Source organism: Pedobacter xixiisoli (genome assembly GCF_900215335.1).
Lineage (GTDB): Bacteria > Bacteroidota > Bacteroidia > Sphingobacteriales > Sphingobacteriaceae > Pedobacter > Pedobacter xixiisoli.
The window spans coordinates 1-15,669 of the sequence record NZ_OCMT01000002.1 but is presented as its reverse complement, the minus strand read 5'-3'; the positions used below and the strand labels follow the sequence as shown (position 1 = coordinate 15,669).

General features: G+C 42.6%; 11 protein-coding genes. 3 read left to right on the top strand and 8 right to left on the bottom strand.

The genetic code is table 11. The annotated features are described in order from the left end of the window. Window positions 1-25 precede the first annotated feature (25 nt). Window positions 26-784 carry a hypothetical protein gene (locus tag CRO54_RS06050; protein ID WP_138765763.1) on the top strand — a complete coding sequence of 253 codons (759 nt, stop codon included), beginning with the start codon at window positions 26-28 and terminating at the stop codon, window positions 782-784. Between the two features lie 39 nt (window positions 785-823). Continuing rightward, on the top strand, window positions 824-1,849 hold the full coding sequence (locus CRO54_RS06045) for a TolB family protein (RefSeq protein ID WP_097129979.1): 1,026 nt from the start codon (window positions 824-826) through the stop codon (window positions 1,847-1,849). 268 nt (window positions 1,850-2,117) lie between these two features. Here CRO54_RS06045 and CRO54_RS21135 read toward each other — a convergent pair whose 3' ends face one another. Continuing rightward, window positions 2,118-2,267, bottom strand: coding sequence for a hypothetical protein (locus CRO54_RS21135; protein ID WP_171047839.1), 150 nt, complete (start codon window positions 2,265-2,267; stop codon window positions 2,118-2,120). A gap of 394 nt (window positions 2,268-2,661) precedes the next feature. Further along, window positions 2,662-3,186, bottom strand: a complete 525-nt coding sequence (locus CRO54_RS06040; RefSeq protein WP_138765762.1) for a hypothetical protein — start codon at window positions 3,184-3,186, stop codon at window positions 2,662-2,664. 153 nt (window positions 3,187-3,339) lie between these two features. On the opposite strand from CRO54_RS06040, the gene CRO54_RS06035 reads away from it, so the two are divergent. Next, window positions 3,340-4,311, top strand: a complete 972-nt coding sequence (locus tag CRO54_RS06035) for a type IV secretory system conjugative DNA transfer family protein (RefSeq protein ID WP_338065623.1) — start codon at window positions 3,340-3,342, stop codon at window positions 4,309-4,311. A gap of 825 nt (window positions 4,312-5,136) precedes the next feature. On the opposite strand, the gene CRO54_RS06030 is transcribed toward CRO54_RS06035, so the two are convergent. From CRO54_RS06030 to CRO54_RS06005, 6 genes are all read right to left on the bottom strand, one after another. Next, window positions 5,137-8,064 carry an ATP-binding protein gene (locus CRO54_RS06030; protein WP_097129975.1) on the bottom strand — a complete coding sequence of 976 codons (2,928 nt, stop codon included), beginning with the start codon at window positions 8,062-8,064 and terminating at the stop codon, window positions 5,137-5,139. Window positions 8,065-8,233: 169 nt separating this feature from the next. Continuing rightward, complete coding sequence (locus tag CRO54_RS06025; RefSeq protein WP_097129972.1) at window positions 8,234-8,653, bottom strand: lipocalin-like domain-containing protein; 420 nt, start codon at window positions 8,651-8,653, stop codon at window positions 8,234-8,236. A gap of 503 nt (window positions 8,654-9,156) precedes the next feature. Further along, entirely contained in the window at window positions 9,157-9,540 is a 384-nt protein-coding gene (locus tag CRO54_RS06020) for an STAS domain-containing protein (protein WP_240775040.1), read from the bottom strand. A 159-nt stretch (window positions 9,541-9,699) separates the two neighbouring features. Then, window positions 9,700-11,865 (bottom strand): OmpA family protein, encoded by a 2,166-nt coding sequence (locus tag CRO54_RS06015; protein ID WP_097129971.1) that lies wholly within the window; start codon window positions 11,863-11,865, stop codon window positions 9,700-9,702. A gap of 18 nt (window positions 11,866-11,883) precedes the next feature. Then, complete coding sequence (locus CRO54_RS06010) at window positions 11,884-12,813, bottom strand: PorP/SprF family type IX secretion system membrane protein (protein ID WP_097129968.1); 930 nt, start codon at window positions 12,811-12,813, stop codon at window positions 11,884-11,886. 3 nt (window positions 12,814-12,816) lie between these two features. Then, window positions 12,817-15,669: DUF7507 domain-containing protein (locus tag CRO54_RS06005; protein ID WP_144371956.1), on the bottom strand; the 2,853-nt coding region annotated here is incomplete at its 5' end.

The following is a 15,669-nucleotide window of genomic DNA, read 5'->3' as shown; positions in this document are numbered from 1 at the left end:
ATAAACGTTAACCAATCCAATAATTATGAAAAAATCAATTAAATTTTTGTTGATGCTGTTCTTGGCGTCAATCATTTTCACGTCCTGTAAAAAAGGAGGTGATGGGGAATCGGAGGAAGTCGTAACCGAAAAGGAACTCCGGACCAAAGTACCAACGGTAGCACCACAAACACTTTATCTAATCCTTTCTGCAGGTACCAGCGTAGAATTGGTTAAAAGGGGAGATGCATTTATTTCTACCAACTATGTTCCTTTGGAAGTGGAAAAATCATATTCCTTTAATACCAAGGCAGATGGTTCTGGGACATCCTATATTATCAAAGATCCATTGTCTGCTTATGACTATGCAAATGATGATAAAGTGATATGGGATGATCCATTGCTGGAAGTCGTACAAGGCAAGGGGAAGTTCAGTGTGGCGAGAAGCCAGGCTTATCAGCTCTCGGTAAATTTCGGCGTTGCCCAACTTACTTGGCAATATCATAATATAAAGTTGTTCCATTATACCGATTGGGCCACCAGGACGGAAGTATTGTTAAGCTATAAACACCCCTTGACTTTTGAGAGGACCTTGGCTCTACCAGCGAATAATTACCTGAAGTTTTACTCGGTTAATCCCGATTGGCTGGAGTGGGGCGGAACGGAAGAGAATAATCTTACCGGTAATCTGACAGGTACAGGGGGTAAAGACATCATTGCTGTAAAAGATGCTGGGAATTATAAAGTGAGTATTACTTTAAACGGGGATTTAAAGGCTGGTACCTATGCTTTTACAAAGCAATAGCTTATAAATTAGTTATTAATCAATCTAAAATTACTTATTATGAGAATGCAAAAATTAAACTTTAGACTTGTCTATCTGGGAATTTCTATTCTGATATTTTTTGGCAGTTGTGATAAAGGAAATCTTGTAGATAATTTGGGTGACCAAAATAACCGCGATATTGCTATTGCCAACGTTTCGGGTAAAAATGCAACAACTATTGCAAGCCTGCCAGTTCTTGGTGGCAAATTAGTTTACCATAAGTACGATTGCTACGGATGCTCCGATACCCGCATCTATATCTATAATTTCGCCACGAACGCCTTAACTTGGGTTAGCCAGTACTGGAATATTGATTTTCCGATGAATGCCCATTTCAATGAGGATGCGAGTAAGATTGTTTTTATGGGACAGCCTGCGGGTTCTGGAGATTGGGATATCTACATCTGGACGGTTGGGTCAACTAGTGCGCCGGTAAATCTTACGGCAGGCAATGGAAAACGAGATGAAGATCCCAAATTCTCGCCTAATGGTTACCGTATAGCTTTTAAGCAGGATAATGACTTGAAGATAATGGAGACAAATGGGACCATTACGGATGTAGTAACCTCTACTTCATCTCTTGAAGAAGGAATGCCCTATTATTCCGATGATGCCACACAGTTGATATTTGCACAGGGAGCAGGAAGTGCCTCTGATATCTATAAAATCAATATCGATGGCACGGGGAAAACAGCCATTGCCAACGCTTCAGGTATCCAAGAGTACTATCCCATTGTTTGGGGGCCAACCAAATACCTATATTCAAGATGGTATAGTACAACCAATGGTCATGATCAGGTATATATGGGGTATTTTAGTGGGGCAACGCCAACCAGATTACCCTTCAACACTACAACGGCCGACTATTCCGATGCCTTCCCATGCGGAACAGACCACGTGATCTTATCCAGTACAAAATCTGGGGGATCGGGTGGCTACGACCTTTACGTTGCGAATATTACCACTGGAGATATTTACTCCCTGAATTCTTACAACACAGGTATCAATAGTACCCTGAATGAACTCGGTGCATGTTATAAATAATCTTTGAATCTAAACATGAGCAACAACAAAGGCATTCTAATATAGAATGCCTTTGTTTATTATAAAGTTTTGTTAGTCATTGTGATACGCAGAGGGTAACTGGGATATGAATTAGGTTATGGAATTCAGACAGGAGCCATCGACTGTACAGACGTTTCTAAAGCTAGTGAAAAAACCGGACGCTCCGATATTGGCCGTTTTTTCAGCTATCTTAGCTTTTTGCCAAGAAACTGCACCTTGACTGGTGAACAGTTACTCGTAGCATTTCCTAGTTCCCATAGCTTATTTCCAATTCTTCGCTATAGTCAATAGCTTTTTGTGCAAAGTTCCCATCTGGAGACTTTTGGCTCATGATCTGTTGTAGATGATGCAGGGCATCTATAAAATGCGGACGCCTTGTTTTGTCGATGCCCTGCATATACTTTTATTACGGGTTATAATTGGTATTTGACCAGCTTCAAATAGTGATCTGAAGCAAGGTTTGTTATTGGAAAAACTGCACTAGCTCGTTGATCTGTAATTATTTTAAAAACGTAAGCTGAAGTAATATATATTCTATTTTAAAAGATTTATTATACCTTTTTTAATAATTTTCTAACAATGCCAACAGTATTTTTATTTAGGTAGCCGATGTTTATGCTAGTTGGTAATCCTCAGGGTATCCTAATCTGTCAAAATGCACGACCGACGATGGCGGTTCGATGTAAAATTTAAAAAATTAGAAATTTCAAAATATCATGAAGGCTCTTGTCATCTTAGCCAACTGTCATGTGGAAAACTGGTCGGGATTTTCTGTCCCGACCAGATATACATTAATTTTTAGAATTCCGCTTTTTACCCTTTAAAACTATTTTTTGAGGCTCTAAGTGCCTATGGAATACAGGTTCGTCGAGCTTTGAAATTTTTGTTAGACTCTCTAACAAGCGGTTCGGGTCTACTGTTTCATTGGGTACCATACCGGGAATAGAATTTTTTAAAATTTTATTCCCGGTTTTTTTGTTTTGTAACTCCTTGTTTCTCATATAGATTAGCTCTGCGCCCTCGCTCATTCTGCCGGTTCGATGTTTTTTGCCGTCAAACAGCCATTTATTGGAAAAAAGGGTCGCAATGATCGTTCGCTTGTGATCGACGTCAGAATCCTCATACAGCCGAATAATGTTCCTAAGGTTCTCCAAGGCCTTTTTTATGGTTTTTTCAATTTCTTTACGTTCCTCGTTGGTTCGAGTATGCTGTGTCTGGCGCATTCGGTGACTAGCTGCATTTGCTTCACATTCATTTTTTATTTCTTGGTATTCACTAATATCGATCTTTGTGGAAAGTCCTATCAATTTTCTCACAGCGATTATCTGGTACCTACGCTGTTATGAGGATGGAAGGTATTGTACACTTCCACATGTGATCGAACTGATGCAGGTGGACTACGATTATTTGTTTGCCGTACTGAATGAGCAACCGGAGATACAGGTGCTCATCAATCCATTTATTTCGGCATGGCGGAACAATGCCAGCGCCCAATTGGAGGGACAGATTGCCAGTGCAAAGATCGGACTGGCCAGACTTTCTTAAGCTTCGCTATACTATTTTGCTCTCCGGCAATGATTTATACCTTGGATGTAAATAATCCCAAAGAGCCAAAGATCATCTGTGTAGGAAATAATGCGCAAAAGCTACAGACTTACGGTGCCTTACTGTCACTTTATATTTCTAGGATGATCAAACTGGTGAACCGTAAGGGACAGCATAAAAGTAGTTTGGTCTTCGACGAGTTTCCCACCATCTACTTTAATAAAATGGACAGCCTGATAGCTACGGTGAGGAGTAACAAGGTAGCTACCACTTTGGCCGTTCAGGATTTTAGTCAACTCAAAAAGGATTATGGTGCCGAACAGGCGGAGGTCATTACGGGGATTGTGGGCAATGTGATTAGTGGAAAAGTAACGGGCGATACTGCAAAGAAGCTTTCTGAAACCTTTGGAAAGATCTCCCAGCAAAAAGAGAGTAAAAATATCAGTAGTGCGGATGTCTCGATTTCCAGATCTACACAAATGGATTATGCCATACCGGCCAGTAAAATCGCGACCCTTTCCTCAGGTGAATTTGTTGGTTTTGTAGCAGACAATCCTGAGCAGAAGATTGCATTAAAGATGTTCCATAGCGAGATCCAGAATAACCATGATGCTATCGCTGCTGAAGAAAAGAGGTATGTCGATATTCCTGTGATTGCCAAGATTTACAAAGACGAGATCGCTGAAAACTATGATAAGATCAAAAGACAGGTAGCGAAGTTGGTCGAATTGGAATTCAAACGGATTTCTGCAAGAACTGCCGCGGCAGCTGATAATGAATCTGGTATTATGCAGCAGTCGGAGGCTAAGACAATGAAAGCCAAGGCAGGGAAGGTGGTGAAGGGCAAAAAGAAAGATAAGGGTACGGACGTTGGAGGGGCGCCTGTTTCCTTTTAGCATAGACGTTTTCTATAATTGAAATGTGAAGGGTGCGGAAATTATTAGGGATAGGTTCACTGATATTGAATTGGAAAATATCGGTCGTGCTTTCTGGCGGATGTTGCCCCGCCTTTCTCTATATCCGATAAATCGGGATGCTGCTTCAGTCGGGTTTGGTTGACAACGGTTTGTTGCTATAATTTTGCGCAATTATCCCGATAGTCTTGATCCATATAAAATCAGCTGTTGTAAATAGGATATCAGAATTCTAGGACGATATGATTGAGGTATTCCTCTAATAGCCTATTGGTCTGGGGAGGACTAAAACCTATGAGCTCGTTCTCAGAGGCTCGATAGGTACCTTCTACAAAGAAATTTTCGACCGAGTAAAGGGCGTATTTGATCCTTTTCCCTATGGGCAAGAAATGTCCCCTTCCATGTCTTGCCTGCTTTTTCTTCCCTGTTTAGTTTGGCGAATTCGTAAATGTTCATTGGTAAAATCTGCCGCTGTAGAAACTTGATGTAACATTTGTTCCGATAAGTTGGCTTTGTTAACATTTAAAGATAACAAACGGCCCGATATCCGAAAAGAGATTGTTTTGCGACTGCTCTTTTTTTCAGCTTTTTATTTTTGATCAATCATGATAGGTGATCGCGCCTTAGAATTTATCGTAGCCTATAACGAAAGGCTACATTATGTGCGATTTTCTTTAACAATCCAGGCTCATCATCAATGGTACGCTCCAATACATCCCATTCGCCCAAACTATTGCGGGATACGGTTAGATTGGACTTTCCTAAACTTACCTGTTCGAAATCAACTTGTACCGTTGGCTTACCGTTCTAGCGGGCCAAAGGTAGCTCAAACCAAAATGTACTTCCCTTACCGTGCACACTTTCGACCCCCAAACGTCCGTCGTGACGGTCAATGATTTCCTTGCAGAGGTAAAGTCCTATTCCAAATCCCGTAATATTCTCCATATGGGATCCCAATACGCGATAGAAACGGTCAAATATATGTGGTTGGTCCTGCTTTGGAATGCCCATGCCTTCGTCTGTCACACTAACCTTTGCCGAGCCATTGTCTGTAATGCAGTCAACACTAATGGTAGTTCCTGCCGGAGAATATTTTACCGCATTATTGATGAAGTTAGCCAAAACCTGTTCCAGCTTTTCCTGGTCGCCGTTCAACTGTACATTTCCCACTGGATGGAATACTACCTGGTGGGTAGCTACCGTAGTCATTAATTCTTTTTTGGCCAGCTCAAATATGTCCGACAGGTCAAAACTTTTTTTGTTTAGGTAGATCTTACCTTCTCCAGCCCGTGCCATATCAAGGAAGCCCGTAACCATACCGGTCATCCTTTCCACCTGCCGCCTTGCTTTAACAGCGATTTCCGCTGCGAGCTGGTCACCGGTTTTTCTTGCCTTTGTTTCTAGTATCTGAATATAACCATTGATTGAGGTAATTGGCGTACGCATTTCGTGGCTTACGATACTAAAGAAGTCCTGTTTGCGCTGATCTTCCATCTTTGGCTCGGTAATGTCCATTATAGTTCCAGAAAAATGCTCAACGGCAGTACCTGCTATAGCTGAATACTTTTTGCCCACCGCCCTTAGCCACCTTGTTTCGTCGTCATGAAATCGGATAATTGGATATTCTATATCGTAGGATGCACCATTTTTGATGGCGTCTTCCATCGCAAGCCTTACCTCGTCTCGGTGGGTATCCATGATCTGCGCCATGGTCTGTTCCAGTGAGATTTCCTGTTCTGGATGGAAGCCATAGATTTCCTTGGTACGCGGTGTAATGATAAACTCATCAGAGGTGATACCGATGAACCATGTGCCCAGCTGTGCTGCCGTTACGGCAAGTTTCATCCGCTCCTCACTATGTATGGCCTGGGCAAGGGCGGTCTGTAGTTCCTTATTGAGCCTTTCGATATTTTGTTGGGCCTTCACCTGTTCGGTCACCTCCGATACCATCCCTACCATCCGGTCGGCATTGCCTTCCTTATCATAACGGCCCCTGCCATACGCATTGATCCAGTGGCTCGAACCATCTGACCATTTGATCTCATATAGCGCATGGTAAAGCGACCGTTCTTCCCGTGCTTTAATAGCCTTGGCACGCACCATCTCACGGTGTTCGGGAACCATCATCTCAAACATTTGGGGATAGGTCAGCTCCTCATTGGGTTTTCGGCCATAAAAGCTTTTAAAGGTGTCATTGCAGCGCATTTTTCCAGTGACCAGGTCGACTTCTGTATAGCCAAGACCTCCCGCATCGATTGCTATGTTTATCCGTTCGTTGAGTTCCTGTAGGTGCTCTTCGGCATTAAGCAGCTGTTCATTGGCAGCCATAAGCTCCTCGTTGATCGCCATGTACTCCTCATTGACCGTACCAAGCTCCGCATTTGCCGTCTGCAGTTCATCCTTGCTCTGCTCCAGCAGTTTGCGGGCCTTCACCGTCTCGGTGATATCGATCACCGTGGCAATGATCGCTTCGGGATTTCCCTGGGAGTTCCGTAAAGGTTTATAGGTAAAATCGATATATATCCTATTGATGGTGCCGTCTGTTTCGGCGATGTCGGCAGTCAGTTCCGGTATGGACAACGTTTCCCCTGTTCTTAGCACATTGCGGAGCATATCGGGATAAGGCTGGTCGATCACTTCGGGGAAGACCTCCGTGAGTTGCTTGCCCAAGATCTGCTCGGCGGTACGCGTCCATATCTTCAACATGGGCGCATTGGCGATCTCTATAACCAGTTCCTCTCCCCTGAGAATGCACATGCCCATTGGAGCGCTCATGACCATTTGATGCAGTTGTTGGGCACTAACTTCGATAGATTTCTGAGCATTCACCTGCTCGGTCACCTCAACGGCCATATCAATGATACCTATTACTACGCCATTTTCGATCAAAGGCGTGTAGGTAAAATCGAAATAGCCAGTCTCCATATTGCCATTCCGTTCTAGCGCTACCGGAGTGTTGCGGCGATGTAGGGTCTCTCCGGTTAGGTAGGTCTGTCTCAAAAGGTCATACGCAGGCTGTCCCTCCAACGCTGGGATTACTTTCAGCAATTCCTTCCCTTGGATGCTGGCGGGTTGGTCAAGAAGAGCGAGCATCGCCGGATTGACCGCATCGATGACCAGCTGCTCTCCGCGGAACACCATGATAGCTGCCGGTGACTGTGCAATGATTTGTTCAAGATGGCTTTCCCGTTCCTGGCTTTGTTGATTTAGCCTCATATTGTCCAGGTGTGCAGTCTCAAGCTCTATCAACTTCCTTCGTAGCCTCAACTTATCAACTACCTGTTTTGATAAGGTTTTCATCGCCTTCTGCTGTGAATCATTTAGTTTTCGGGGTTGGGTATCGATTACGCAGAGCGAGCCTAATGCATATCCTTCTGCATCCACCAAAGGCATTCCTGCATAGAATACGATGTTCGGGCTTCCAGTAACCAATGGGTTAGCCTTGAAACGTTCGTCCAGATTTGCATCTTCCACCTGCATCAGCCCTTTTGGATCCATTATGGCGTGTGCGCAGAAGGATTGTGACCTTTCCGTTTCCCTCACACTAATGCCCGTATGCGATTTGAACCATTGCCGCTTTTCGTCAACGAGACTGATCAGGGCAATTGGTGTCCCACAGATCGCCGCTGCCAGTTCGGTCAGCTCATCATAGTCCTGCTCTGGAGCGGTATCAAGAATTTGGTAAGCTTTTAGGGCAGCTAAACGCTGCTGCTCTAGGGAACTGTTATCTAGCATATAGTGTTTGTCAATGATGGGTAGGAAAAACGTGGCAATCTACAAAAATATTGACTTTTTTACTGTTGGGATTAACTATATATCATATCGCTAATCCTTACTGATGTGCCGAAGAGTGGTTGTCAGCTTATTATTAAGCTGATCCTTTTCCTGCTCCGAAGCACCTTTTTTACTTCCGAAGATTAAACTCAATGGCATCCGTATAGGTAATACCATCGACTACTTTGGCACGGTCTTCAAAAACGATATGAATGGTGTTCTTGGTAAGTGAACTGATCTTAAAGTCTAGTCGTCGGTCATCATCATTCCGAATAATCTGGAGCCTATCGTCAGTGGACGTCCATCGGACTGTTTCTTTATCGCTATCAAAGTTGACGGTGGCGGTTCCATCACTTCTGAATTCCCATACTAAGTCAAGATTTGAATATTGCTCCCGTTCTGTCTCTTTGCCATTTTCGGTTTCGACGTAGGCTACGGATTCGACGTTCCATCTGCCTATCAGTCGGTCCGAATTGCGCTCGACACCATCTTTTTTGCACGCAGAAAATAGGATGATCGCGAAAAGAAACAGTAATATGATTTTTTTCATGTTTAGGGATTTTGAGGTGGCTTGTTCAAAGGATATGCGTCTATGCTATGTTACAATGCATAACAAGATTTAAGTTCTTCGGTTTTAAACATTTTAAAATGATCATTTTCCAAGGGCAATCTTGTTGGCTCATTCGAAGATGCACTAATAAGACGGTGTTCAGTGTAGCACCTTAAGCCTTCGATTGTCCAATTGTAGTTGCCATAGCCACTCGAGTGGAAATAGATTGTTAGCTGCAGGAAGGATATGGAAATGCTAGTTGATGATCACTTGGTGATATCGGACGAAGGGTTTATATCTTTGGTGAAACAAGTTATATGTAATCCCATTATATACAGATCATAGGCCACAGTGAGTGGGAAATCGTATTTTTCAGGTCATTTTCTTTCCTACACTGGTTGAACTTTCATGTGTTGTATTCTTGCCAAAAACAACTAAATTTGTGCCATTCCGCTCAGTATTCTAAAAATGGATTTAAAAAGTTCATTTTTTACTTATAAGGGTTATAAATTGCGGCAGCCAATATCGAAGGGTCGCATTTTTGTTTCTGGTCTTATACCGCTAATGATGCACTCAGCACCCATTAACCTAGTGGCAATTACCGTTTTAATAAGGTGTTGGGCAACAAGAGAATCTACTGCTGGTACGCCAGAAATATCGAGAATAGCAATGCTTGATCCTGTTTCTACTATTTCCTGTAACAGATTTTCCATCACGATTTGCGTGCGTTGGCTGTCAAGCGTGCCAATGATCGGCAACGCTAAAATACCGTCCCATACTCTGATGACTGGTGTAGAAATTTCAGCAATTTCGTCAGTCTGTCGTAGGATAACTTCCTCACGGCCTTTGATAAATGTTTCAAAAGTAACGATAGAAAGGTTGTCCATCAACTTGTTGATTTTAACGAAAACCCGACCATTGGCCGGGTTTTCTGTGTTTCTTGGACTCTAGTGGAGTATCCATAAATTTAACTGCTCTCTACCGTTCTTTAAGTGCTGGAACTAATGGATAGTGTCAGTATTAATCTATACTCTGATTTGGTTGTGCTATTTTATTGCCGAGGTTAATGTGCCACAATCGATATCTTGAATGTTTTGCCCTTTATAGATAATGTAAAACTGGGTACGACGGTTCAACTGTTGTTGTGCTTCGCTACAGTTCACCCCATCTTTACAGCTATTCACCAAGTTTTGTTCTCCAAAATGGCGTATTTTAATTTTGCTGGCATCAATACCTCTAGCAACTAAGTATTGCTTGGCTGATTGTGACCTCCTTAAAGATAAGGCCATGTTGTAGGCATTGGAAGCCCTACTGTCGCAATAACTAGAGGCAACTAGGTCAAATTCTGGATGTTGCTTAAGGAAAATCGCTACCTGATCGGCAACTAAGGCGGCATCTTTTCTAATGAAAGACTTATCTAAATCATAATAGATGATAAATTGGCTAATCAGTTTTCTAATCGCATCACACTCTTGGACTGGGATTTTACTGATCGCCGTTTCCATCATTTTTTCCAATGCGATATCTCTGGTTAATACCGTATCACTATGAATATCTTGTGTTCCTATTTCTAAATTTGCAGTTTTAAAATGAGGAATATTAAAGTCTAACCTCGTGCTGGCATCTTTAGGTAATTCGTAAATAAAGTTGCCTTTGTTATCAGTTTTTATTGTGAATTGCTGGTTAAGATTATTTACGACGATGTTAATATTGGCAATGCCCTGCCCAGTCGCTTTTTCTGTAAGTATACCTTTGAGTATGATTTTGTAATCTTGATAACCAAAAGCATAGATGTCGTCATTTCCTTTGCGGTTAGAAGTGAAGAAACCATTAAGCCCGCTTTCATCCCTGATCAATGAAAAATCATCTACCGAAGAGTTGATTGGTGCACCCAAATTGATTGGGCTACCTGTTGGGAGGTTGCCCTCCAATTGGATTTGGAAAATGTCAAGTCCTCCTAGACCTACATGTCCTGTCGAAGAGAAAAATAATATATTGTTTTGGTGAAGAGTAGGGAAGAGCTCGTCGCCTTCGGTATTCACTCTTTTTCCCATGTTTATTGGCTTACTCCACTCATCCTTAATGCTTGTTCTGGTGCAAAAATACAGGTCGGTGCCACCAAAGCCTCCAGGCATGTCCGAGGCGAAAATAAGTAGGGTGCCTTGTTGGTTTAATGCAGGGTGTCCGGTAGAATATTCATCACTGTTATGTATAAAAGGTTTGAGGTCGTCAAAACCTGGTGCTGCAGCGGTAAACATTTTTAGTTTGGTAATGCCCTGAGTACTTTTTCTTGCCTTTCCTTTAAAGTAGTTGTTGCGGGTGAACATCAGTGAACCATCAGGCAATAATGCCGCCGGACCTTCGTGATATTTGGTATTTACAAACCCAGAAAGCTTAGTGGCCAATCCCAGGTTGCCCAGTGCTTTGGAAAGTGTGTCGTTGATCACCAATGAGTGGTCGATGAATGTTCTGCTGTCGTTACTGGTCCTATAGGTGTCATCGTTGTTGGCACGATAAAATCTGGATGTATTCTTATCGTTTTTAGCAGCCAGCATCACGCTATCTACGTTTATAGGTTTAATCTTGTTTAAGTGATCTATGTAATATAGGTCGGAAAATGGTGTCTGGTCCCAGCCAAAAACATTTTTAGTAAGTACTTCGGTCTTCCTGTTGCTTACGAAAAGAAGCCCGTCTTTATAGTACATCGGAGCATATTCTGCCAGCGAAGTATTCAGGTTAGTGAAGCCAATTTTCCACCGTGTTTTATTTTTCATAAAACTGTCAATGCTTGGGTATGACTCGGCAAAAGCCGAAGCTCTAGAATCATTGTTTGCCAGTCCCAAGTATTTTTTATACCAAATTTCCGAAGCCTCATATTGGCCAAGGTTGGCAAGAACTTCGGCATAAGACAGCGCCCATTCTAATTTGGGAGGTGAGAGTTCTACCAATTTGCTATACCACTTTGCGGCAGATTGATATTGCTTTGTTTTGCGATAGGAATTGGCCAATAGTTCTATGGATTTTGTGTGTTGCGGTTGCGCTGTTAATGCTTTTTCTAAAAGTGGTATGGCATAAGCATATTTTAGTGCCTGATAATGTTTTTCCGCATTTGCGATATGTGCATCTGTTTTTCCCTTTTGTGCCAACGAGATACTAGGGAAAGTAAATGCAATGAATACGGCGTAAATGATATATTTAGTGTTTTTCTTCATTTCTTACAAGACTAAGCGTTAAAAGTATCTAGGTGAAATGGTTCTTCCTCTCTCGAAACCAAACTCGTAGCGTAACATAATTTCGTGGCTTCCCGAATTGAACTGCACTAATTTGGTAGTACTACGGTCGTAGGAATATCCTAGCCTTAGCTGTGGGGAGGCCTGCACTTCAAACATGGCGGCAATGTCGGCATTGGTACGATATTGTACACCGATAGAAAAGGTTTGTTTGATCCATAGATTCGCATTTAAGTCTGCCTGTATAGGTGCTCCCTTTACGCCCTTGACCAGCACAGAAGGTTTTAAATCAAAATCCTGCGAAAGAGGAAATACATAGCCCGATGCTAGAAAAAGGTGTAGCCTTTGGCCGGCGTAAGCAACTTCATTGGAAGCAGAAAAACCATTTAACTGATTATTTAGTAACTGGGGAGCTGAAAGGCCTACATAAAATCTATCTGAATTATAATAAACGCCAGTTCCAATGTTGAGAAGGCCCTTGTGTATCAGATCCTGAAATTCCAAATCATTGTTGACGCCACTTGAATTTAATGGCACAGTGCTAAATGCACCCCTGAACTGACTGTAACCTGCTTGAAGCCCAAATGATAATGTGCCTGTTTCCATCCTTATCCTGTAGGCATAGCTGGCCAAGGCACCAGTATTTTGGGTCACTCCAATCTTGTCGCTAAACACCTGTAGACCTAAGCCTACTTTTTTGTTGTTCAAAGGTGCGTCTATGGTGAACGTCAATGTTTCTGGTGCACCGTCTATGCCAACCCATTGGCTACGGTATAAAGCCGTTGCCGAGGTTACATTCCTGCTGCCTGCATAAGCCGGATTGATGGCTAATGTATTAAACATGTACTGCGAGTACATTGCCTCTTGCTGGGCATTTGCTTTACCAACCAACAATGAGGCTATAAAAATTAATATGAAGTATCTTTTCATTTCTTATCGTTTTAAGGTAATGTTACCAACGTGTTTTTCTTTTCCGTCTAAGATCACGATGTAGAAGTAGGTACCTTCGGGTAGTTGTTGCCCTATCGATATGCCTTCTGTACATCGCCCATCCCAATCATTCTTGTAATCATTACTTCTGTAGACTCTATTTCCCCAACGGTTGAAGACTTCTAGATAAAGTCGTTTAAAGCCATTGTTCTCAATAACGAATACGTCGTTTACACCATCCCCGTTAGGAGAGAAGCCGCCAGGGATAAACTCTTTAGGTTTTTCTAAGTCTATCGGCGTTGGTTCGGCAGGGCTTACATTTCCGTCGTTGTTAGGATCTGGTTTCAAACCATTGGTGGATTCGTCAGTGGTTTTTAATCCAGTTACACTCTCACCTTCGGCGGTAGCTTTGTTATTGTAAGTTGTTTTGGTAATGCTCATCAAGCTTACGTTAACTACCAGTTCTATTTGTTGTGTTTGGTTGATGCCTAAGCTATTGCCGTTCTGCAACAACTCAATATCCGTAGTTCCATTGAATGCTGTGTTGACATTCAGCGTGCCTAAAGTTCGTACCTTCTTTACTTGGAAACTCGTACCGCTAAAGGTCTGTCTCAAATCATCCTTGATACTAACGTTCTTGAACGGCGCAGAGCCATAGTTTCCAACGGTAAACCTATAGGTAATGTCATAAGAGCCATTGGTCGTTTTAATTGAAGAGATTAATGCTTTGGCCAAACCAATCTTAGGAACATCTTTTACCTCGATGGTTACCGTAGCGATATTGGAGACAAAGCCATTGGCATCTTTAATCGTATAAGTGAAGCTATCTGTTCCCTGATAATTTGCGTTTGGTGTGTAGATTACTCGACCAGTCGCGGGATCAATACTTAAAGTTCCATGCTGTGGCTGTTGTACAATCACCAATGTGCTTGGTACCAGATTGGAGCCTCCTTTTGTATCATTATCCAAAACAGCAATGTTGATGGATGTGTTTGGCGGAGTAACGGTATTATCATTATTCGCCATAGGAGGTGCAGGCAAGGTAAGTACCGTTGGACTGTCGTTAGCCTCGGTAGTGCCAGATTTATCGGAAATTTCGGTACTGCTCGGTGTGTTACCCTTAATGGTTGCTGTATTGCTCACTGTACCATTGGTAACGTCGGCTTGCGTTAATGTGTAATTCGCAGTAGTTGTTACAGTATTTCCAGGTAATAATCCTCCAATTGGAACGGCAACCGCTTGACTATTTAGGCCTAGTTTTTCATCTGTTAATCGAATATTGGTTAACGTTACGTTGCCTGTGTTTTTTATTGTGAAAGTATAGACTACTTGTGAAGCATTCCTGACAGCAGTTTTTACTAACGTGATTTTTGGATTAGCTGGTACTATTGTCTCGGTAGGAGTATCGTTATAGCCATCTGTTCCCGACTTATCAGTGGTTTTCGTTCCCGAAGGATCTTCCGCATTCACATCTGCCGAGTTGGTTACCTTGCCAGCATCTTTGTCTGCTTGGGTAATGGTATAGGTGGCAGTTTCCGTTCTGTCTTTTCCTGGTGCGAGGCTGATGCCCGTTAACGTACGGTTTAGCGACAGTTTAGTATCTGTAAGAATAATACTGTTCAGTGTTACGTTACCGATATTTTTAATCACGAAGCTGTAGTTGATGGTATTGCCATCGCTGCTTATTATTCCGGTTTTCACTAAGGCGATTTTCGGAGTGGAGATAATAGTTACTACAGTTGGATCGTTCGGTGTCGATGTTTCAGGGTCATCTGATTTTTCATCCTCTACATCATTTCCAAGAGGATCTTTACCTTTTGCACTAGCCTGATTACTGAAGCTCCCAGCGTCTACTTCGCTTTGTGTAAGCGTATGTTTAGCCGTTACGGTTGCTTTCGCACCTCCAGCTAATGTGGTGATGTTTGCAGGACTAATGCTTCCGGCGTCAGCTCCAGCATCTTTTACCACAATATTGTTTAAAGCTGAAGTACCTGTGTTGCTTACTTCAATCGTATAATTGATGATATCTCCAACTTTGGTTACTGTGCTTGTATTAATAGCTTTTTTAGTTAAACTAACACTAGCGCTATAAACAGTAATTGTTACCGTAATAGGATTAGAGGTAATACCGTTTTTGGTGATGGTATAATTATATGTATCTGTGCCTACAAAACCTGGATTAGGTGTATAGGTTACTGAACCATCTATATTCACAATTGTTGAACCATTTGTACCATCTGTCGCAGTTACGGTCGCTCCAGCTCCACTGGTTCCATCATTGGTAAGTACATTGGTTTTTACTGCTGTATTTAGCGGAGTAAGGTCGCTGTCTGCCGTTCCCGCTGGTCTAATTGTAGCTGGTGCTGAATTTGTACAGCCCGATGCATTCTTCACTGTGATAGTATAATTTCCAGGAGCGAGATTACTGAAGATATTAGACGTTTGGAAATTCGCTCCATCTATCGAGTATCCAGTTACTCCAGAAATGATGTCTACAGTTATAGTACCCGAGTTAAGGCCATTTGTTGCTACAAAAGTAGGAGCAAGTGGCTTAGCATTGACGGTGATGGTATAGTTTACCGTTGTGGCACATCCGGTGTTGTTATCGGTTACGGTATATGAGATTACCGATGTACCGCTTGTTTTTCCTGTCACCACTCCCGAAGCGCTGATGGTCGCCACGGCAGGGGTCGCACTGCTCCATGTTCCGCCTGTTGTGGCGTTGGTGAGTGTCCTTGTGCCGTCCACGCATACCTCACCGGTACCTGCTATCGCAGCTACCGTTGGCAGCGGGTTGACGGTGATGGTATAGTTTACCGTTGTGGCACATCCGGTGTTGTTATCGGTTACGGTATA